The organism is Acidothermus cellulolyticus 11B, assembly GCF_000015025.1.
Lineage (GTDB): Bacteria > Actinomycetota > Actinomycetes > Acidothermales > Acidothermaceae > Acidothermus > Acidothermus cellulolyticus.
Map to the genome: position 1 here is coordinate 2,363,186 of NC_008578.1, position 20,025 is coordinate 2,383,210.

Sequence of the window (20,025 nt, forward strand, 5' to 3'; positions counted from 1 at the left end):
ATGCTGCGCTATCCCTTCATGATTCATGCCCTCGCGGCGGGCAGTATCGTTGCGGTCATCGCCGCCGTGGTCGGTTGGTTCATGGTGTTACGCCGACAGAGCTTCGCGGGTCACGCCATCTCGCTCGCCGCCTTTCCCGGAGCCGCAGGCGCGGCGGCATTGGGCTGGAACGTCACGGCCGGATATTTCGTCAGCTGTTTTCTCGTCGCCGGGATCCTTAGCGCTCTCGGACCGCGAAGCCAGCCTGGGACGCCGCGGGAATCCGCGATAGTCGGAACAGTTCTCGCGTTCATCCTCAGCTGCGGTTATCTCTTTTCCGCGCTCTCCGGAACATTGTTGTCCGAGACCACCCACACGTTGTTCGGCTTCATCTTCGGTATTTCCCAGGCTGAGCTGGTGGCGCTCGCGGCCACTGCTGCCGCGCTGCTCGTCGTCCTCGGTGTCGTCGGACGTCCGCTACTCTTCGCCTCCGTCGACGCGACATTGGCGCAGGCCCGCGGATTGCCGCTGCGCCTTCTCGACCTCGCATTCCTTTCTGCGCTGGCCGTTGCCTCGGCTGAAGGAAGCCAGATCACCGGCGCGCTGCTCGTCTTTCCACTGCTCGTGCTGCCGGCGGCGATCGCCCGGGACATCACCAGCAGGCCGGCCGTCAGTCTGCTGCTCAGCATTGGTTTCGGACTGGCCGCGGTCTGGATTGGATTGGTCATTGCCTACGCCACCTCGTACCCGAGCGGTTTCTGCGTGACGACACCGGTTTTCGCGGGCTTTGTCGTCACGAGACTTCTCCGCCGCCACGAACGCGGGCGCATCGCACGACAGGTGGTGACCTCGCCGTGAACATCGCCGCATTCGTCACAACCAGTTATCTGCAGCACGCGCTGATCGCCGGTAGCGCTGCGGCAATAACCGCGGGCGTCATCGGATATTTCCTGGTCCTGCGCGCTCAGGTTTTCACCGCCGATGCGTTCGGTCACATCACGTATGTCGGCGCGCTCGGCGCCCTCGTCGCGGGCGTGAATCCGTTGGCCGGGATTTTCCTTGCCGTGTCGATAACCGCGGGCCTCCTCGCCGTCGCGGGCGGACCGAGAGGCGGTGCGGACGACGTCACCATCGGCGCGACTTTCTCCTGGGCGCTCGGTCTCGGCGCCCTCTTCGCCGCGATATACACCACCCGGGTCACCGGCGCGCACGACGGCCGGGCAAGCATTTCGTACTTGTTCGGTACGGTCTTGAGCCTGACGACCACCCAGGTGGTCATCAGCGGTGTCGTGCTGGCGATCGTCGTGGGAACGCTCTGGGTCGTGGGTCGGCCGCTGCTGTTCGCGACGGTTGACCCCCGGCTCGCCGCCGGCCGCGGCGTACCCGTTCGGTGGCTCGACGCCGGATTCCTGCTCCTTGTCGGTCTCACCGTAGGCCAGGCCGCGCAGACGATGGGCGCCCTGCTCATTCTCGGCTTGCTCGCGGCTCCGGCGGGAGCAGCGCACCTCCTCACGCCTCGTCCGATCGCCGGCATGCTGCTGGCCGCGCTCCTTGCCCTGCTCGCCGTCTGGTCCGGGCTCTTCGTTGCGTACGCGCTGCCCGACGTCCCGCCAAGCTTCGCGATCCTCGCGACAGCGGCGTTCGAGTTCGCCTGCGCCGGCGCGCCGCGCGTGCGTCGGCTGATTTCCCGGCGGGCATTGGTCCACTCGGCTGGCTGATCGATCGCGCTCAGCTGAGCGGCGTCCCTGCCGAAAGGCAGACGGGAGCCCGGATGAGGCCCGTCTGACACCGCCACCAGTGAGGATCGCGATGTCTGTCCAACCGACGGAAATCGATCCGCCGCAGCTGCCGCAGCGGCGCCGGCTCGGTGACGTCCTCGTCGAGCGGGACCTGCTGACCCGCGAGCAGCTGGAGGAGGTTCTTGCGGCACAGCGACGACTCACCGGCCGAGACCGCAAACGCCTCGGTCAACTGCTCGTCGAGATGGGCTACCTCACCGAGCGACAGGTCGCTCAGGCGTTGGCGGAGCTGCTCGCCCTCGAGCTCGTCGACGGGAACGATCTCGCGGTCCCGATGGAGGTCGCCCGGCTGCTCCCCCGGCAGGTCGCAGAACGAGCCCGGGTTCTTATACTGGGCCGCACGCCGGACGGTCTGAAGGTCGCAACCGCCGATCCGACAAATGTCGTCGCGTTGGACGACGTTCGCGCCTACACCGGCGCGCACTCGCTCTCCGTTGTCGTCGCTCCGGAATCCGTCATCAAAGAGCAAATTGCCCGCGTGTACTCCATGGCGGCGGAGGCTCAGCTTGACGCCAGCAAGGATGAGGACACCAAAGCGAATCTCCTCGAGGACGCAGAACTTGCCCGCGCTGCGGACCAGGCGCCCACCGTCCGGCTCGTCAACCAGATACTCACCGATGCGATTCGGATGGGCGCAAGTGACGTGCACATCGAGCAGCAGAGCGACGGCGTGTGGGTTCGCCATCGCATTGACGGCGTCTTGCGGGACATTACGCGGGTGCCGCGCGGAGCTGCACCCGCGCTGATCAGCCGATTGAAAATCGTCTCCGGGATGGACATCGCCGAGCGGCGCCTTCCGCAGGACGGGCGGATGAAAATCGACACCGACGGTGTCAGCACGGAGGCGCGGGTGAGCAGTCTGCCCGCAGTACATGGGGAAAAAATTGTCATCCGCCTGCTCGCCAGCGCGGACCGCATCACACGGGTCGATGGATTGGGCATGGAACCCGCCCAGCGGGACATTCTCTTGGCGGCGGCCCGGGCGGCGCAGGGGCTCATTCTCATCACGGGACCAACCGGCTCCGGCAAGACGAATACGTTGTATTCGGTTCTGGTGGACACCGCGACCCGGGAGAAGAACGTCGTTACACTCGAAGATCCGGTGGAAATCCGGCTTCCCGGCATTACCCAAGTGCAAATCGACCAACGCGCCGGTCTGACGTTCGCCCGCGGACTCCGTGCGGTCCTGCGTCAAGACCCGGACGTCATTCTCGTGGGTGAGGTACGCGACAGCGAAACAGCGCACCTTGCCCTGGAAGCCGCCCTTACCGGGCATCTCGTCTTGACCACCCTGCACACGAACAGCGCCCCGGGAGCGGTGACCCGGCTCGTCGAAATGGGTGTCGAGCCGTTCCTCGTTGCCTCCTCGCTCCGACTCGTCGTGGCTCAGCGACTTCTTCGCCGGCCTTGCCCCGGCTGCGCCAAGCCCTATCGCCCCGACGACGACGTGCTGCATCGCCTCGGCGTACGGACGGAATTGCCTTCGGACGCCGCGCCGGTGCGTGGCGTGGGCTGTGTGGAATGCAACGGTACCGGCTACCGTGGACGGACCGGAGTGTTCGAAGTACTTCCCATCAACGACGAAACCCATCGCATTGTCGTGCGGAATCCGACGGAAGCTGCCATCGCCGAAGCGGCGGCCCACGTCGGCATGCGCCCGCTCCGTCAAGCGGCCATTAGCAAGGCCTTCCGCGGCGAAACGACCTTTGAAGAGGTCCTCCGCGTCTGCTGATTCGCTGCTCCACGCCACCGCGCAGGCCGGCAACCGCGCAGGCAACAATCCCGGTCGGCTTGGGCGGAACACCGAGACACGGGCCGGTCGCTGCGCCTGCCGTCGATACCCCAACCGCGGAATCGGAGGGTCCGTGACAGAGTTGGACTTGACGGAGGGTGCGAGTGTCCAGGCGTGGTTGGCTGCTGTTCGGCGCAATGGGATTGATCTGGGGCATCCCCTACCTGCTCATCCGGGTGGCCGTCCGCGATTTTCCACCGGGAACTCTCGTCTTCGCCAGGACTGCAGTTGGCGCCGCCCTGCTCACCCCACTCGCCGTCCGCCGGCGCGCTCTCCCTCCTCTGCTGTCACGCTGGCGAATCGTTCTCGGCTATACAGCGGTCGAAATCGCGATCCCATGGTTGCTGCTCTCCGAAGCCGAAGTGCGGCTGTCCAGCTCACTCGCGGGGCTGCTCATTGCGTCCGTCCCGCTTATCGGCGCCATCATCCTGGCGTTTCTGCCGCACGACCGCCACGATGAGCGGCTCACCACGACTCGGATCATCGGACTGGCCATCGGCATCAGCGGCGTTGGTCTCCTCATGGGGGTCGATCTTTCTTCCCGTGACGTCTGGTCTGTTGTGGAAATGTGCGTAACCGCGATCGGCTACGCGATCGGCCCGATCATCATTGCGCGGCGGTTATCGACCCTGCCAAGCCTGGGTGTCGTCACCGCTTCGTTGCTCATCACCGCTGTGGCTTATGCACCGTACGCCGTCACGCATTGGCCGGCCCATGTCAGCGCCGCTGCCGGCTGGTCGGTCGCCGGCCTCGGCGTCATCTGCACCGCGATAGCGTTTCTGCTCTTCTTCGCGCTCATCGACGAGGTCGGTCCTGGACGGGCGACCGTGATTACCTATGTCAACCCAGCCGTGGCCGTGCTGCTCGGAGTCGGAGTGCTTGGTGAGCGGTTCACCCTTGGCATAGCGCTTGGCTTCCCATTGATCCTCCTCGGTTGCGTGCTCGCGACGCGGCGGGCCGGCCGGTCCGCCGGCGATGAGCTCGTCGTACCCGAAGTAGCCGAGCCATGACGGCATTGCCGATTGCCGAGACGTCACCTGCCTGGCGGCTGTCCGGCGGCGCAGGTTCGGTATCGCCGTCATGCCGCGTGCGTGCTTCCGGAGACGGGTCCGCCGAGGCACGATAAGACAGTGTGGATAGCGAGAGCTGCCGCCATTCTCGCCGTCGCCGGACTCGTCTGCGGTTGCACGAACGAAGCTCGCCATGGGCCGCCCGCGCGCGCCGGCGTGTCGTCACCGCTGTCGCAACTGACGCCGGCGCCTAGCGCAACGCCCGCTGTCACACCGCCACCGTCACCTGAAGGGACAACGGCTCGCCCGCTCACCCCATCGCCCGCGGCCGGCGTCATCGCGAGCACGCACCCGGCGAAGCCACGTACGCAGCCGGCGCCGCGCGTGACGTCGCCCAGCCCCGGCCCACCACTCCTGGTCACCCAGCTGGACGTCGGCGATGCCCGCCAGGTCATCACCGTGACGTCCTCGAGTTGGACGTCCACCACCGCGGTTGTACAGACGTTCGAGAAGACAGCCGCCGGATGGCGAGCGGTTTTCCCCGCGATGCCTGCACATATCGGCTATAACGGCTTCGCGGTCGACAAGCGGGAAGGGGACGGGAAAACACCGGCCGGCATCTTCGGATTGACGATGATGTTCGGGCAGCCGCCCAATCCGGGTGTGTCATTCCTCTATCGGGTACCGGACGCCGCCTCGGTCTGGGTGGACGATCCGAGTTCGCCGTACTACAACACGTGGCAGGAGAATGCCGCGCTCAAAGGCGAACATCTCGCCAGTCCGGGATATGCGACCGCGTATGCCTACGCCGCCGTCATTGCGTACAACACAGACCCCGTCGTGCCGGGGAAGGGAAGCGCGATATTCCTTCACGTCGACACCGGCGGGCCAACCGCGGGATGCGTGTCGGTTGGCAAGACAAACCTTATCCGGATTCTCCGCTGGCTGTCGCCGTCCGCACATCCGGTCATCGTGATGGCCCCCGCCTTTGTCATCACCCGGTACTGACGGCGCCGCGCACGGAGTCATCCCCAAGCCGCACACGAAAGCGCTCTTACCCGTGATGGGATGGTCCTGGTCATTGGCTATTCGTGGACAAGGACGACACACAATGCCGAGGGACGTATACGTGTCACTGGACGTCGAGACAGACGGTCCGATACCAGGGCCGACGGGTTGGGGTTTCTCGATGCTGAGCCTCGGGGCATGCATCGCGGGCGTCATGGACGACACGGGTTTCCAGCCGATTGCACCCGATCGGTCAACGTTTTACGTCGAACTCCAACCGATTTCCGACGATGTCAACGCCGAGGCTCTCGCGGCCTGCGAACGGGGACTATCGATGCCGCGTTCCGCGTTGGTACACCACGGCACGCCGCCCACCGTGGCGATGCGGGACTTTGTCCGCTGGGTCGAGGCGGCAGAGCGTGACTACCGCGGTAGTGCGGTCGCGGTCGGTTGGCCGTCCTCGTGGGATTTCGGCACCTGGGTTTTCTGGTATCTCACGCGCTTTGCCGGGCGATCGCCGTTCAGCCACGGACAGCACCGCGACATCCGGGACCTCGCGGCGGACCGCCTGCAGGTGCCGATTCGCGGCTTGACGAAACACCGACTGCCCGCAGAGCTGCGAACGAAGCGGCGGCACACGCATAACGCACTGGCTGATGCACTGGAACAAGCGGAGCTGTTCACCCGCGTCATGACGAGACGCGACAGGTAGGGCCGGCAGTCACTACCGCCGGCCCTACCTGACTGACGCCGCACCCGCTGACGGTCTAGCGGCCGAAATTCTTGGCGACCCGGGCGCCGAGATCGGGATCGACGCTGCGCCAGTACTCAAAGGCACGTTCCAGAACCGGTGTGCTGACCCCCTGCTTGAGGTGGCGGGTGATGTTGTCGACCAGCCGATCGCGGGCCGCGTCGTCCAGCACCTTGCGATACAACGTGCCGGCCTGCACGAAGTCGTCATCGTCCCGGTGCTTGACGTACGCCGTCCGGACAATTTCTCCGCCCTCGACGAACCAGGACGGGAGTTCGTAGCTCGGGTCGGCCTGCGGCCCGCCGTACGAGTTCGGTGCGTATACCGGGTCGCCCGGGTTTTCGTACCGCATCGCGCCGTCGCGGTTGTACGAGTGCACGGGAACCTTGGGCCGGTTGACCGGCAGCTGTAGGTAATTGGTGCCGATGCGGTACCGGTGCGTGTCGGGGTAGGAGAAGAGCCGGCCGAGGAGCATCCGATCCGGAGACGGACCGATGCCGGGAACCATGTTCGCCGGTTCGAAGGCCGCTTGCTCGATCTGGGCGAAGAAGTTGTCCGGATTGCGGTTCAGGACCATCCGGCCGACCTTGATGAGCGGGTAATCGCCATGCGGCCAAACCTTCGTGAGGTCAAAGGGATTGAACCGGTAGTCGGCGGCTTCGTGGAAGGGCATCACCTGGACGTAGAGCGTCCACGACGGGTGCTCGCCGCGCCGGATGGCCTCATAGAGGTCACGGCGGTGAAAATCGGCGTCTTCACCGGCGATCCGGTCGGCTTCGTCCTGGGTGAGAAAATCGATGCCCTGATCGGTTTTGAAGTGATACTTGATCCAAAAACGCTCCCCGCCGGCGTTCTGCCAGAGGAAGGTGTGCGACCCGTAACCATTCATGTGCCGCCAGGTCTTGGGAATTCCGCGGTCGCCCATCAGCCACGTGACCTGGTGTGCGGATTCCGGCGACAGCGTCCAAAAGTCCCACTGCATGTTATGGTCGCGCAGACCGCTGTCCGCCCGCCGCTTCTGTGAGTGAATGAAATCCTGGAATTTCTGCGGATCGCGGATGAAGAAGATGGGCGTGTTGTTGCCCACCAGGTCATAGTTGCCCTGCTGGGTGTAGAACTTCACCGCAAAGCCGCGCGGGTCCCGCCAGGTGTCCGGCGAACCTTGCTCGCCCGCCACGGTCGAGAAACGTACCAGAACCTCGCAGCGGCGTCCCGGCTGAAACAGATCCGCCTTCGTGAACTGCGAGACGTCTTCCGTCGTTTCGAAGAAGCCAAAAGCACCGCCGCCCTTGGCATGCACGACCCGTTCGGGAACTCGTTCCCGATTGAATTGGGCCATTTTCTGAATGAGGTAGTGGTCTTGCAGCAGGATCGGGCCGCCGGCGCCGACGGTGAGCGAATATTCGTCGCTCGCCGCGGGAATCCCGGCATCCGTCGTCGTCACCGGACGTGTCGTTTCCGTCATCGGTCTCCTCCTTCACCTCGTGCCGGCACATGATGCTTCTCGGTGGGTCCGGCCGTTGTCCCGCCGTGGTCGGCGGACGGTCGGCGATGGTTCTGACATTGCGGGCAGAGTCCCCAATACGTGACTTCTGCTTCGTCGACGAGATAACCCGCTGCATCGGCGGGTGACAGACACGGCACGACGCCGACGGCGCAGTCGACATCCGCTATCGCACCGCAGACTCGGCAGACCAGGTGATGGTGGTTGTCGGAAACCCGCGATTCGTAACGGGCCGGATGTCCCAGCGGCTCGATCCGGCGAACGAGACCGGCGCCGGCAAGAGCATCCAGCACGTTGTACACCGCCTGGAGGGAAACCGCGCCAAGGGTCCGCCGCACCGCCGTCGCGATCTCGTCGACCGATCGGTGCACCCCGACCGGAAGTTCCTGCAGCACGGCAAGCCGCGCGGGCGTCACGCGCATTCCAGCCGCCCGCAACCGGTCGACAGGGGACCGCACCCCCGGAGACCCGGGAACCTCGCTCACGCGCCCACTCTTGCACTGTTTCTTGAACGACTCAAGAACTTGAGTGCATCAAATCTCTCCTGAGGTGGAAGGGTGCACGGAGTGAGATCTGTCACAACGGTTGGGTCACCCGGACGCCGTCCACACCGAGGCGAGCCACTCACGGACGACGGAACGGTCGTGGCGGGACGGCGTTCGGCGTTACCCGCCGGCACTCACCGGCAATCAGGCGTCGCTACGGACGAACCGCGCCGCTTGGGGATCCCCAAATGCTTTGAATTTGTACAACCGTCCCGGTATGCGGCGCGGTGATGACGCGGCCGCCGCCGATGTAGATGGCAACGTGCCAGGCCGGAATCCCCCAGAAGATCAGGTCACCAGGCTGGACCGCGGAGAGCGGAATCGGCCGTCCTTCGTGCCGCTGGGCTTCCGCGGAGTGGCTGAGCTGCACCCCGGCGGCCTGCCAGGCCCGCATCGTCAATCCCGAGCAGTCGTACCCGTACGGTCCGGCTCCACCGAACACGTACGGCTTGCCGAGTTGCGCATACGCGAACGCAAGTGCGGCCGCGGCACCCGAGCCGCTCGGCGCAGGAGGCGCCACGCCTCCGTCCGACGGCTGCGACGCATCGGCCAGGACCCGCGGCGCAGACCGGGAGACCCTCGGCGCGGCAAGATACTGACGCGCCGCCGCCTGAGCCGCCGCCTGAGCAGCGGCCCGCGCCGCTGCGTCCTCCTGTTGGGCTTTCACGTGCAGGGACGCGAGCAACGCCTGCTGCTTGGCAATCAACTTCTCGACCGCTGCCTTCTTCGCGCTGACCTCGCCAAGCGCCTTGCGTTGAGCGGCAACGGTTTCCGCCAGGACCTTCTCACTCTGTTCCAGCTTCTGCGCTGCAGCCGCTACGGCCACGAGGTCTGCTTCGTGGTAGCGGTTGACCTGCGCAAGCAGATCCACTCGCCGGAATGACGTCTGCGGATCGCCTGAGACGAGAAGGGCGATGAGCGGGGTCGTGCCTCCGCTCTCATACTCCAGGACGGCTAGACCGCGGATCTTTTCCTGCAGGGCAGCCAGTTGAAGCTTCGCGTTCGCGACCGCCTTCTGTTGCGCCGCCAACCGCGCGGACGCCGCCGCGAACGCGTTCTGCGCCTGGTCGTATGCCTCGACCGCCTTCTCCGACGCGATATTCAGCTGATCGAGCTGCTGCTGCGCCTTCGCAATAGCGGCCGTCGTGCTCGGCTTGGCGGCGAAGGCGTCCGCCGGCCACCCGGCAACCAGGGTCACGGCCACGCAGAGAGCAGCCAGCATCCCGATCGCTGCGCGACGCGCCCTCGACGTCGTCGAGGCAGCAGCTACGGCGTGCGGCACAAGACCTCTCTCCCTTGACCGCCTACCGGGTTAGCTGACGGGTTCGGGCGGGGAAGATCGCCCTACCGGTGCGAACACCGGATTCACCCCTGGGCGCTGTGCGCCGGTGCTGGGTCCCCGGTCCTGCGAGGCAGGTTCGGCGGCTCCGACGTAGTAACCGAATCGTTATCTACACGGACCGCTCGACCATAACCGGGACGACAGCGGGCAGACAAGCTGGGGGCCGAGAATGTGACTGCCATCGCTCGCAATTCGCCCGGACGAACTAGGCACCAACCACCCGATCCGACTACACCCCGATGCAACAGCGCCCGAGCCGATGCTCCACCGCCCGAGCTTGATGCCGCGCCGCCCGAGCTTGGCACCGCACCGCCCGCGCTCGATGCGCCGCCCGCTCGGCGTCCATCCACCGAGACGAGGGAGTGACGATGATCGATCCAGTCAGTGGCGCTGACACAACCGGCCGTCGGCGCACGGTACGCCGGTTGATGCGCTACGCGAGCGTGTCCGGGGCCGGCGTCCTGCTGCTGGTCGGAGCCTTCCTCCTCGGCCGCCATACCGCGACCGACCGGGGATACGACGCCGGTTATGCGAACGGAGAGATTGCCGGCGTCCGGGAAGGCCGACTGCTCCAAGGCACCGTCGGACTCGGCGGAACGGCCGGCCTAGCGGTGAGCAACGCATATCAGCGCGGCTACACCGACGGAGCGAACGACGCGTTCACTCTCGGGTTCGACGGCGGATGGCAGATCGGCGTCCCCTATGTCGTCGTGTTGGCGCACGGACCCGACGGAATCACCTACCGATTTGCCTCCCGCGAGCCGGTGCGACCCGGTATCACCTACCGGTTGTGCGGTTCCAGTCAGGTCTGCGCGTCACGGTGAACGACGCAGCCGGGCCGGACCCGGGCGACGGTACCGGAGCCGGCAATCTCCGCCGAGGCACCATCCGGCGTGAGAAAGACGGAGGCGCCCGGGCCGAACGAGAACTCCGTCTCGCCATCCCTGACTGTTAACGCCCCCGAGATCCCGACAAGAATTTCCGCGCTCACCGGCGTAAACCGGTACGGACGCTCGACAACGAGCAGCGTCACGTCGAATTCCTCTTGGCGGACAGGCCATCGCCGTTCCACCCCAGAAATCCAGATCGGATGGAGAATCTCCGGTTGGAGCGGCTGAACATCCAGCGAGTTTCGCAATTCCCCACGTGCGACGTGCTTGTGCGTCAGGCCGCCGCGAATGACGTTGTCGGAATTGCCGAGAATCTCCAATCCAGTGCCGCGGACATACGCATGTATGCAGCCGGGCGGAATATATATCGCCTGCAGCGGCTCGAGACGCACCACATTCATTAGCAGGACGCCGACCACGCCCGGATCCGTCGGGTACGCCGCGGCAAGTTCGGTCACTAACGCGCCAAGGTCAGCGTCCGTCAGCCGGTGCGCCGCATCGGCGACCGCCCGGACCAGGCCGGCGCACTCCTCGCTCGGCCATTGCAGGACGGCAAGGAAAGCCTCACCCGGTGATTCGCCGGCCGCGAGCCAGCCGCGCAGCGGCTCGAGCTGACCAACGTCAAGAGCTGTCAACCGCGCCGCGCTCACCGCGCCGGGAGCAAATCCGAGAAGCGCCTGGAAGGGTTCCAATGCCACGAGCATTTCCGGTTTCGGATACGGATCCCGGTAGACCCGCTCCGCCGCCCGCCGATCGACACCGGCGCGCTCCTCTGCGGCGTAACCCCGGGCCGCGACCTCCGCCGGTGGATGCACTTGCAGGGAGAGCGGCTCGGAGGCGGCAAGGATTTTGACGAGAAACGGCAATCGCGGACCAAAACGATCGACGACAGCGGTGCCGAGAGCGGCGGCTGGATTCTCTTCGATCACAGCAGTAAGCGGCAGTTCGCGCCCGTCCACTTCGACCACCGAGGGAGCCAGTGGATGTGCGCCCATCCACAGCTCTGCCTCGGGCCGGTCCGTCGGTGCACGGCCCTGCAGCCGAGCGATGGCGTCGCGGGAGCCCCACGCGTAGTTCATGATCGGGTTGTGCATGCGCCACACGGTCACGGCCGCACCTTACCCGCCGCATACCCTAAGTCCGGAGGCGTCGCCTAGCGGCCGATGGCGCCGGTCTTGAAAACCGGTAGGGCGCAAGCCCTCGTGGGTTCAAATCCCACCGCCTCCGCTCACTTTGCAATCGCCGTCCGGCGGGTCACGAGCGGCCCGGCCGCCGGTGCAGGCTAGACGCAGGGCTAGCTCAGACCATGCGCGTTGCCGGTGCAGGGCATCTGCGGCGCCCGCTGGGACCGCACGCGGCGCCGGTTCAGACCGACGCGGTCGCCGTTCAGGCTGGACGCGGTGCAGGCCGTCCGAGGTGGTAACCCTGCGCCCACTCCACGCCGAGCTTGACGAGGGTCTGGAGTTCGGCGGCCGTCTCGACACCCTCGGCAATCAGATGTGCGCCGACATCGGCGGCGAAGGACACCAGTGCCGACGCCAGGGCGCGCCGTGCGGGATCGCGGTCAATGCTGCGGGTGATGGAAATGTCGAGCTTGATGATTTCCGGCTGCAGCAACAGGATGTGCCGGAGGCTGGCGAATCCGGCGCCGGTGTCGTCAATGGCGACCCGCATGCCCTTTTCGCGGAACGGAGCCAGCCGCTCTTGAATGACACCGTAATCCTCAACCGCAGCGTGCTCGGTGAGTTCGAGTACAAGTCGGTCGAGTGAGGAGACATCCTGCAAGTTCTCTAGTTTTCGTGACAGCACGAGTTCCGGCGAGGCGTTGAGCGCGAGAAATACCCCGTCAGGAATGGTCGGCAAATACTGCAGGGCGGTATGCATCGCCTTGAGCTCGAGGTCTGGACCCAGTCCGACTGAACTTGCTTCGCTGAACCAACGATCCGGGGGTGTGCCGGCCGGATCGGCGAATCGCGAGAGCGCCTCGAACCCGACGACCTCGGTGTCGGCGAGCCGGATGATTGGCTGAAAAACCGTCGTCAACGCGGTGTCGTCCGCAATCGCCCGCTCGATGCGCTCGATCCGCTCACGGAGCACCCGGGTCAGCTCCTCGTCTTGTGCACGCCGCTTCTCCAGTTCGTCGGAGAGAGCAATGTTATGCGCGCGCAGCGTACGGTACAGCGCCCGCGTCTCCAGCAAATTGCGCACCCGGAGCACGACTTCCGTCGCATCGAACGGTTTGGTGAGGAAATCCCGCGCCCCCAGATCGAGGGCGCGGTGCACAGCGTCCCGGGTAAGGTCGGCGGTCAGGACCAGGATGGGTAGATATTCGGCATCTTCCAAAGACCGCAACCGCTCCAACACCGTATACCCGTCCAGCTTCGGCATCCGCAGATCGAGCAGAATGAGGTCCGGCTGAAAGTCCCGCACCATGCGCAGCGCTTCGTCGCCGTCCCGCGCCGTTGCGACGTGGCGCAACCCCGACCGGGTCAACAGAGCCTCGAGCAGTTGGACGTTCGCCTCGTTGTCGTCAACGACGAGGACATGGGCGTCGGAGAACCGTTCCAAGGCGCCGGACGCGTCAGCGGTGGCCACCGGACTACCCATCCCGCCCGCCGGACTTTGCGCGGAGAACCGAATCGACGATCCCGAGAAGGCGGGGGACATCGACCGGCTTCGGGACGAAACCGGTGGCGTCCAGGCTACTCATGCGTTGAGCCTGGCCCGAGGTTGCGTCCGCGCTCACCATATAGACAGGCAGGGCAGCAGTCAGGGGGTCGCTGCGGACTTCACGAAGCACATCGAAGCCGCTCATGTCCGGCAGGTGCACGTCAAGAAAAACCAGGTCGACCGACTCGCGGCGCAGGAGTTCCATGCCCTTCGATCCGCATTCCGCGCGCAGCCACCGTATTCCCGGCCGCAACGCGACAATGTGCCGGAGCACGCCGTCGTCATGGTCGTTATCGTCGATGTACAAGACCGTTCCCGTCGCGGCAGGCGCGCCGTCGTGCGCACTCTCCGCAGGGCTCTCCGGGTCGAGCGGCATCGGTGCGGCGAGCGGAAGGGCCACGGTGAAGACACTGCCGTCTCCGGGCGTGGAGTCAACGGTGAGCTCACCGTCCATGACCTGCACGAGCCGGAGCGTAAGCGGAAGTCCGACGCCGGTGCCCTCGGCGTCGATCGCGTCCGCACCGAGGCGGTCGAAGGGGACGAAAAGCCGCTCGATGTGCTCAGGCGCAATGCCGATACCGGTGTCGGCCACGCGGATCAGTGCCCGGTCGGCGCACCGCCGTGCGCTCACCAATACGGTGCCGCCGCGACGGTTGTACTTAATGGCATTGACGACCAGATTCAGCATCACCTGGCGGAGCCGCTGCCGGTCGGCGCGGACCGTGACATCGTCGTCCTCGATAACCCAATCCGCAGTGACCTCCCGCTCGGCTGCCAATGGCGCGAGTGCAACCATCGTTTCTCCGATGACGTCGCGCAGTGATACGGCCTCCAGGGAGAGAGCCAACCGGCCGCTCTCGATGCGCGTGATGTCGAGCACCTCATTGATGAGGTCCAACAAATGCCGGCCGGCCTTGAAAATCTGGTTGACCCACTCCTGCTGCTCATCGGTCAGCCGCTCCATCTGCAGGAGCTGGGAAAATCCGAGGATAACGTTGAGCGGAGTGCGCAATTCATGACTCATGCGGGAGAGAAAATCGCTCTTCGCGGCCGACGCGGCGTCCGCCGCTTCCTTGGCCCTCACCAGCTCCGCCTCCAACGCGAGCCGCTCGCTGATATCCCGGAAGACGATGACCGCTGCCGTTGGTGCGCCGTCGGGCCCGAGCGCCGGCCGGCCGTGGCCTTCCAACACGATGTATCGACCGCTGGCATGCCGGGTCCGAACCCGTACGACAAAATCTTCGGCCGCACCGGTGAGAACGGCACGAATGCCGTCAAGCAGGGCGGGGCGGTCGTCGGGATGTACGGTCTCCCCGATCCGCGCGCCAATCCGGTCACTGGCCCGGATACCGGTGAGGCCGGTCGATGCATCGCTGACGAACCTGACCCGCAGGTCAGGGCCAACGACCGCAATCACATCGGGAGAAGCCGAGGTGATCGCGCGGAGCTGGCGTTCACGATCAGCAACGGTGCGCTCGGCGGCTCGCCGCTCGGTAACGTCCTGAAGGAAAGCAAAAACCGCCCGGATCCGCCGGCCGGCGGTCGGCTCAGGGTTGAGAACAATCTGCAGGACTCGAGGGCGCACGCCAAAGTTGACCTCACCCTCAAGTTCGATCGGCCCCGTCGTCTCGCCGGCGAGGAGTCCGCGGACCGCGGTGCGAAGCGTCTCGAACAGATCGGCCGGCGCTGCTGCCAGCCACGTCTCCGGGCGCCGCGCCTGCTCGGGGGAGATGCCGAGCAGGGTGGCGGCGTTTGGGCTGGCGTAGGTGATGCCGGTGTTGTCCAGACGCAGGACGACGACCGGGCCCGAGCAAGTGATCGCATCGAGCAGGTGCCGACTCATCGAACCCGGCCGCGCCGGGACCACGCGCCGGAGGCGCCGAAATGCCTTGACCAACCACACCGCCGACGCGTCGCCCCCCTCCTCGGCTCACAGGCGGTCGTACCGGCTACGCCCGCCCAGTGGTCGTGATCTCACGTTCGAGCATGAACCCAGCTCCGCTTCCGGTTCAAGCGGAATCTCCGATTTGGGACGTTCGGTGCACCGCTGAACCGAGCGGCTTCCTAGGCTGAGTCCTATGCATGCGATCACGATTCGCGGTTTCGGCGGCCCGGACGTCCTCACCTGGACCGAAGTCCCCGACCCGGTTCCTGCGTCCGGCGAGGTTGTCATCGATGTTGTCGCCGCCGGGGTGAATCGCGCCGATCTCCTGCAGCGCGAGGGCCACTACCCCCCGCCGCCAGGCGCGCCCGACATACCCGGCCTGGAATGCGCGGGTGTTATTTCCGCCGTCGGTCCCGGCGTCGATGGTTGGCAGCCGGGCGACCGGGTCTGCGCTCTCCTTGGCGGTGGGGGGTACGCCGAGCGGGTCGCCGTCCGTGCCGACCACGTCCTCCCGATTCCCGCCGGCGTGACACTGGTTGAGGCCGCCGCCTTTCCAGAGGCCGCCTGCACCGTGTGGTCGACAGTGTTCATGGCCGCCAGGGCCCGGGCCGGCGAAACACTCCTCATCCACGGAGGTGCAAGCGGAATCGGCACCTTCGCGGTGCAACTTGCGACTGCTTGGGGGCTCCGGGTGACGGCGACGGCAGGCACTGCGGAGAAGTGCGAGCGGGTCCACGCACTCGGCGCGGAGTTTGTCATCAATTACCGCACGCAAGACTTCGTGGCGGAAATATCGGCACGCACCGGGGGACGGGGCGTGGACGTCGTCCTCGACATCGTCGGTGGCCCGTACCTGGCCCGCAACCTCGCGGTCCTGGCGCCGGACGGCCGGATCGTCGTCATCGCCCTGCAGGGCGGCCGGCGGGCCGAACTCGACCTCGCTGCGCTCATGACCAAACGCGGCTCGATCTACGCCGCTGGACTGCGCGCCCGGCCGCCCGAGCAGAAGGCGGAGATCGTGAGCGAGGTGCGCACGCATGTGTGGCCGCTCATCGGATCCGGCCAAATCCGGCCGGTGATCGAGGCGCAGGTACCGATGCACGAGGCGGCACGTGCGCACCGCATCCTTGAGGCCGGTCGGCACGTGGGCAAGGTCGTCTTGGTGCACCCCGCGCGGGTCATGACCGAGACGTCGACACCGCCGGAAGAGACAGAGGCGGCACCGTCGGGTAGGCAGTCGACACCGCCGAAATGAACTGAAGCGATCCTGGGAGAATTGATGACATGACGCAGCAACCGGAGCAGGGGGAGCATCCCCGCGTCGTCGTCGTCGGCCCGGAGGGGATGGCCGTGGCCGGCGGTGAACCGGGCAAGCGCCCCGATCAGGACGACGACGAGTCCATCACCGATCTTGTCAACCAGCCGGCGAAGGTCATGCGGATCGGCAGCATGATCCGCCAGCTGCTGGAGGAGGTGCGATCCGCTCCGCTCGACGAAGCCGGACGGAACCGGTTGAAGGAAATACACCGCTCGTCGATCCGCGAATTGGAGAGCGGTCTCGCGCCGGAGCTCGTCGAGGAGCTTGAACGGATCAGCTTGCCGTTCAGCGATTCCGAAGTGCCGAGCGAATCCGAGCTGCGCATCGCTCAGGCGCAACTCGTCGGATGGCTCGAAGGATTATTCCACGGCATTCAGACCGCGTTGGTCGCTCAACAGATGGCCGCCCGGGCTCAGCTCGAGCACATGCGGCGCGCCCTGCCCGCCGGTCAGCACCCCTCGCAGGAGGCCCGCTCCGGCTCCGGCATGTATTTGTGAGACCCGAGGAAGTCCTCGAGGACACGAGCTACTCCGTCCGCATCGTTGGACGGCGCTAGCGCATCGGCTGCCGCGCGAACCACCGGATGCGCGTTGGCCATCGCGTAGCCGCAGCCCGCCCAGCGAAGTAATCCGATGTCGTTCGGCATATCACCGAACGCAACAACCTCCGCCGCAGAAATACCCATCCTGGCGGCAAGCAACGCAACCGTGCTTGCCTTGCTCACACCCTTGGCGCTGATTTCCACCAGGTTCCGGCCATTTGAATGCGTAACCTCAGCGATGGCATCCACACGAGGCCGGACGAATTCCAACAGCTCATCGGCGGACAACCTCGGGTGGTACACCAGCAGTTTCGCAGCCGCCAACCCAGCAAGTTCCCGTAGTGAACAGGGCCGCACGCCGCCGTCCTGATGCCACCCACCGCGATATCCGTCAACCGCATACGTGTCCGCGCCCGTTTCCACCGCGAAGCGGACGTCAGGTGCCGCGGCTGCGAGCACCGCAACGATCCGGGCGACATCGACCGGCGCCAGGAGAAATTCTTCGACGACCCGGTCGGCGCGCGGATCGTAGATGATGGCACCATTCGCACAGATCGCCGGACTGTCGATCCCGGTCGCCGCAATGACGGGCTTCATCCACCGCGGCGGCCGGCCGCTCACGAGGACGACGACAGCGCCGGCGTCGACCACCCGGCGCAGCACCGTCACGGTCCGCGGTGAGACCGTGCCGTCGGAGCGGACCAGCGTGCCGTCGAGGTCAGTCGCGACCAGGCGGATCGTTGTCACCGTCACCGCTTCGGCCGCAACACGTCGGTGCCCAAATAGTCCCGGAGCGCACGCGGAACGACAACCGACCCGTCGGCCTGCTGATGGTTCTCCAGAACCGCCACAATGGTGCGCGGAATAGCGACCAGGGTGCCGTTGAGCGTGGCCAGCGGACGGATTCCCTGCTCGTCACGCATTCGGATATCCAACCGGCGAGCCTGAAACTCCGTGCAATTCGAGGTGGACGTCACCTCGCGATAGCGGCCTTGGGTCGGAATCCAGGCCTCGCAGTCGAATTTTCGGGCGGCGCTGGCGCCGAGATCTCCGGTAGCGACGTCGATGACCCGGAACGGAATCTCGAGCGCGGTGAGAAATTGCTTCTCCCACTCAAGCAGTCGCCGATGCTCGGCTGCCGCCTCTCCGACGGTCGTGAAGGAGAACATCTCGACTTTGTCGAACTGATGGACGCGGATGATGCCCCGGGTGTCCTTGCCGTGTGATCCAGCCTCGCGCCGGAAGCAGGTGGAGAAACCGACGTAACGCCGCGGCAGCTGGGCAGCGTCGAGAATTTCCCCCATGTGATACGCGGCGAGCGAGACCTCCGACGTTCCCACCAAATAGAAGTCGTCTTTCTCGAGATGAAAGACATTCTCCGCCGCCTGGCCAAGAAATCCGGTGCCCTCCATGGCCGGGGGACGCACCAGCACCGGCGGAATGACCGGTACGAATCCGGCGGTGACCGCTTGCCGGAGTGCAAGGTCAACGAGCGCGAATTCGAGCAGTGCGCCGACTCCGGTGAGGTAGTAGAACCGGCTTCCGGACACCTTCGCCGCCCGCTCGACGTCGATGGCACCGAGCCGCTCGCCGAGTTCCAGATGGTCGCGAGGGGGGAACGAGAACGTTGGTGGCGTGCCGATCTCTTCGAGGACGACGAAATCCTCCTCGCCGCCGCGGGGCGCCTCGTCGTCGACAAGGTTGGAGATCGCAAGCAGCGCCTCCCGGCATGCGGCATCCGCGTCGTCCCGTGCCGCTTCAGCCGCCTTGACGAGTTCGGCAAGCTCCTTGGCTCGGTCAAGGAGAGCCGGCTTTTCGTCCGGCGGAGCCGAGGCGATCCGGCGGCCTAAGGCCTTCTGCTCGGCGCGGAGCGCTTCGAACCGCGCAACGGCGGCGCGGCGATTCTCGTCCGCGGCGAGAGCCGCATCGACGAGGCCCGGATCCTCGCCGCGAGCCCGTTGCGACGCGCGCAACCGCTCCGGGTCATCCCGCAGAAGCCTGAGGTCGATCACGGCTCGGTCGGCTCCTCGTCGACGATGCCGGCGCGGAGCCGGCGCAACCATTCAGCCGCCTCAGCAAAGTCGGCGTCCGAGGTACCGCGCCGGGTTGTCGGTTCGGCACCGTCGGCTCGTGGATAACTGCCGAGGAACCGGACCGCGGCGCAGATTCGACGCAATCCCATCAGAGCTTCGCCCACCCGGGCGTCCGCGATGTGACCTTCACAGTCGATAGAGAAGCAGTACCGGCCGAGCTTGCCGCCGGCGGGTCGGGATTCGATCCACGTGAGGTTGATGCCGCGGACGGCGAATTCGGTCAGCACCTCGAGCAATGCGCCCGGGTGGTCCTCACCGATCCACGCGACGAGCGACGTCTTGTCCGCTCCGGTCCGCGGCATCGGCGGCCCGGGCCGACGGAGGAGGAGAAATCGGGTCACGGCGTGGCCGTGGTCGTGAATGTCATCGTCCAGGATTTTCAGGCCGTACCGTTCCGCCGCAAGCGCCGAGGTAATGGCCGCGTCGAGATTTTCCGTGCCGGAGGCCGCCATTGCTGCGGCGTCAGCATTAGAGCCGGCCGGAACGACCTCGGCCTCCGGGAGGTTCTCCGCGATCCACCGCCGGCACTGGGCCTCCGCCTGCGGGTGCGCGGCAACCCGGCGTACCTGCTCGCGCGTCGCACCCGGAGGAACGGCGAAGGCGAATCCGACGTCGAGCAGCACCTCGCGGCAAATATGGAGAAGCTCGCCGGAGGACAATTCGTCAATCGTGCTGTCCACTCCGCCCCCGACGGAGTTCTCGACCGGAACCAGCGCTGCGCTCACCTCACCTCGACGCACCGCATCAAGGGCGGTCGCCACGCTGCGATAGGGCAGGAGAATCGCGCCGGCTGTTTCGGGCAGTGAGCGCAACGCCGCTTCGCTGAAGGTGCCTTCCGGCCCCAAATAGGCGTACCTCGGAACGTCAGCCATGCAAACCTGACACCTCGACGACGTCC

The 20,025-nt window shown here is 66.0% G+C and carries 18 protein-coding genes, 1 tRNA gene and 1 riboswitch; of the genes, 10 read left to right on the plus strand and 9 right to left on the minus strand.

Annotation, left to right across the window (positions count from 1 at the left end):
• The 6 genes from ACEL_RS10815 to ACEL_RS10840 all read left to right on the plus strand — a co-directional run bounded on the left by ACEL_RS10815 (position 1) and on the right by ACEL_RS10840 (position 6,300).
• Positions 1-837, plus strand: a complete 837-nt coding sequence (locus ACEL_RS10815) for a metal ABC transporter permease (protein WP_011720923.1) — start codon at positions 1-3, stop codon at positions 835-837.
• Positions 834-1,697, plus strand: coding sequence for a metal ABC transporter permease (locus tag ACEL_RS10820; protein WP_011720924.1), 864 nt, complete (start codon positions 834-836; stop codon positions 1,695-1,697). The genes ACEL_RS10815 and ACEL_RS10820 overlap by 4 nt, the downstream gene beginning before the upstream one ends.
• Positions 1,698-1,788: 91 nt before the next feature.
• On the plus strand, positions 1,789-3,510 hold the full coding sequence (locus ACEL_RS10825) for a GspE/PulE family protein (protein ID WP_011720925.1): 1,722 nt from the start codon (positions 1,789-1,791) through the stop codon (positions 3,508-3,510).
• A gap of 164 nt (positions 3,511-3,674) precedes the next feature.
• Entirely contained in the window at positions 3,675-4,580 is a 906-nt protein-coding gene (locus ACEL_RS10830) for a DMT family transporter (protein WP_011720926.1), read from the plus strand.
• Positions 4,581-4,964: 384 nt separating this feature from the next.
• Positions 4,965-5,588, plus strand: coding sequence for a L,D-transpeptidase family protein (locus ACEL_RS10835; RefSeq protein WP_049751526.1), 624 nt, complete (start codon positions 4,965-4,967; stop codon positions 5,586-5,588).
• A gap of 103 nt (positions 5,589-5,691) precedes the next feature.
• Positions 5,692-6,300: a 3'-5' exonuclease family protein gene (locus ACEL_RS10840; RefSeq protein ID WP_011720928.1), complete on the plus strand. Its 609-nt coding sequence runs from the start codon at positions 5,692-5,694 to the stop codon at positions 6,298-6,300.
• Positions 6,301-6,355: 55 nt separating this feature from the next.
• Here the strand turns inward: ACEL_RS10840 and ACEL_RS10845 are convergent, their stop codons facing one another.
• The 3 genes from ACEL_RS10845 to ACEL_RS10855 all read right to left on the minus strand — a co-directional run bounded on the left by ACEL_RS10845 (position 6,356) and on the right by ACEL_RS10855 (position 9,610).
• Positions 6,356-7,804, minus strand: a complete 1,449-nt coding sequence (locus tag ACEL_RS10845; RefSeq protein WP_011720929.1) for a catalase — start codon at positions 7,802-7,804, stop codon at positions 6,356-6,358.
• On the minus strand, positions 7,801-8,328 hold the full coding sequence (locus ACEL_RS10850) for a Fur family transcriptional regulator (RefSeq protein WP_274376839.1): 528 nt from the start codon (positions 8,326-8,328) through the stop codon (positions 7,801-7,803). Before ACEL_RS10850 ends, ACEL_RS10845 begins: the two co-directional genes overlap by 4 nt.
• Before the next feature lie 214 nt (positions 8,329-8,542).
• Positions 8,543-9,610, minus strand: a complete 1,068-nt coding sequence (locus ACEL_RS10855; protein ID WP_049751528.1) for a C40 family peptidase — start codon at positions 9,608-9,610, stop codon at positions 8,543-8,545.
• Positions 9,611-9,674: 64 nt separating this feature from the next.
• A riboswitch (cyclic di-AMP (ydaO/yuaA leader) is annotated at positions 9,675-9,822 on the minus strand.
• A gap of 276 nt (positions 9,823-10,098) precedes the next feature.
• Here ACEL_RS10855 and ACEL_RS10860 point away from each other — a divergent pair.
• Positions 10,099-10,554 (plus strand): hypothetical protein, encoded by a 456-nt coding sequence (locus tag ACEL_RS10860; RefSeq protein WP_011720932.1) that lies wholly within the window; start codon positions 10,099-10,101, stop codon positions 10,552-10,554.
• On the opposite strand, the gene manA is transcribed toward ACEL_RS10860, so the two are convergent.
• Positions 10,533-11,729, minus strand: coding sequence for a mannose-6-phosphate isomerase, class I (gene manA / locus ACEL_RS10865; protein ID WP_011720933.1), 1,197 nt, complete (start codon positions 11,727-11,729; stop codon positions 10,533-10,535). The genes ACEL_RS10860 and manA overlap by 22 nt on opposite strands.
• 33 nt (positions 11,730-11,762) lie before the next feature.
• Here manA and ACEL_RS10870 point away from each other — a divergent pair.
• Positions 11,763-11,847, plus strand: a tRNA-Ser gene (locus ACEL_RS10870).
• Positions 11,848-12,006: 159 nt separating this feature from the next.
• Here the strand turns inward: ACEL_RS10870 and ACEL_RS10875 are convergent.
• Together ACEL_RS10875 and ACEL_RS11765 are read right to left on the minus strand one after the other, a co-directional pair.
• Positions 12,007-13,215: an EAL domain-containing protein gene (locus ACEL_RS10875; RefSeq protein ID WP_011720934.1), complete on the minus strand. Its 1,209-nt coding sequence runs from the start codon at positions 13,213-13,215 to the stop codon at positions 12,007-12,009.
• A 4-nt stretch (positions 13,216-13,219) separates the two neighbouring features.
• Complete coding sequence (locus tag ACEL_RS11765; protein WP_011720935.1) at positions 13,220-15,133, minus strand: PAS domain-containing hybrid sensor histidine kinase/response regulator; 1,914 nt, start codon at positions 15,131-15,133, stop codon at positions 13,220-13,222.
• 235 nt (positions 15,134-15,368) lie between these two features.
• On the opposite strand from ACEL_RS11765, the gene ACEL_RS10885 reads away from it, so the two are divergent.
• Positions 15,369-16,430, plus strand: a complete 1,062-nt coding sequence (locus ACEL_RS10885; protein ID WP_011720936.1) for an NAD(P)H-quinone oxidoreductase — start codon at positions 15,369-15,371, stop codon at positions 16,428-16,430.
• A 29-nt stretch (positions 16,431-16,459) separates the two neighbouring features.
• Complete coding sequence (locus ACEL_RS10890; protein ID WP_011720937.1) at positions 16,460-16,990, plus strand: bacterial proteasome activator family protein; 531 nt, start codon at positions 16,460-16,462, stop codon at positions 16,988-16,990.
• On the opposite strand, the gene ACEL_RS10895 is transcribed toward ACEL_RS10890, so the two are convergent.
• From ACEL_RS10895 to pheA, 3 genes are read right to left on the minus strand one after another with little or no spacing between them, the layout of a single operon-like run.
• The gene (locus tag ACEL_RS10895; RefSeq protein ID WP_011720938.1) at positions 16,942-17,787 is read right to left on the minus strand and encodes an HAD family hydrolase; all 846 of its coding nucleotides are present in this window, start codon (positions 17,785-17,787) and stop codon (positions 16,942-16,944) included. The two genes, ACEL_RS10890 and ACEL_RS10895, sit on opposite strands and share 49 nt — an antisense overlap.
• Complete coding sequence (gene serS, locus ACEL_RS10900) at positions 17,784-19,046, minus strand: serine--tRNA ligase (protein ID WP_011720939.1); 1,263 nt, start codon at positions 19,044-19,046, stop codon at positions 17,784-17,786. Before serS ends, ACEL_RS10895 begins: the two co-directional genes overlap by 4 nt.
• Positions 19,043-19,999: a prephenate dehydratase gene (gene pheA / locus ACEL_RS10905; protein ID WP_011720940.1), complete on the minus strand. Its 957-nt coding sequence runs from the start codon at positions 19,997-19,999 to the stop codon at positions 19,043-19,045. The genes serS and pheA overlap by 4 nt, the downstream gene beginning before the upstream one ends.
• Positions 20,000-20,025: the final 26 nt, after the last annotated feature.

What these genes read in the sequence shown, in the direction of transcription:
- ACEL_RS10855 (WP_049751528.1), bottom strand. Translation starts at nt 9,610, where the DNA reads ATGCTGGCTGCTCTCTGCGTGGCCGTGACCCTGGTTGCCGGGTGGCCG.
- ACEL_RS10860 (WP_011720932.1), top strand. Translation starts at nt 10,099, where the DNA reads ATGATCGATCCAGTCAGTGGCGCTGACACAACCGGCCGTCGGCGCACG.
- ACEL_RS11765 (WP_011720935.1), bottom strand. Translation starts at nt 15,133, where the DNA reads ATGAGTCGGCACCTGCTCGATGCGATCACTTGCTCGGGCCCGGTCGTC.
- ACEL_RS10845 (WP_011720929.1), bottom strand. Translation starts at nt 7,804, where the DNA reads ATGACGGAAACGACACGTCCGGTGACGACGACGGATGCCGGGATTCCC.
- pheA (WP_011720940.1), bottom strand. Translation starts at nt 19,999, where the DNA reads ATGGCTGACGTTCCGAGGTACGCCTATTTGGGGCCGGAAGGCACCTTC.
- ACEL_RS10840 (WP_011720928.1), top strand. Translation starts at nt 5,692, where the DNA reads ATGCCGAGGGACGTATACGTGTCACTGGACGTCGAGACAGACGGTCCG.
- ACEL_RS10885 (WP_011720936.1), top strand. Translation starts at nt 15,369, where the DNA reads ATGCATGCGATCACGATTCGCGGTTTCGGCGGCCCGGACGTCCTCACC.
- ACEL_RS10815 (WP_011720923.1), top strand. Translation starts at nt 1, where the DNA reads ATGCTGCGCTATCCCTTCATGATTCATGCCCTCGCGGCGGGCAGTATC.
- ACEL_RS10890 (WP_011720937.1), top strand. Translation starts at nt 16,460, where the DNA reads ATGACGCAGCAACCGGAGCAGGGGGAGCATCCCCGCGTCGTCGTCGTC.
- ACEL_RS10825 (WP_011720925.1), top strand. Translation starts at nt 1,789, where the DNA reads ATGTCTGTCCAACCGACGGAAATCGATCCGCCGCAGCTGCCGCAGCGG.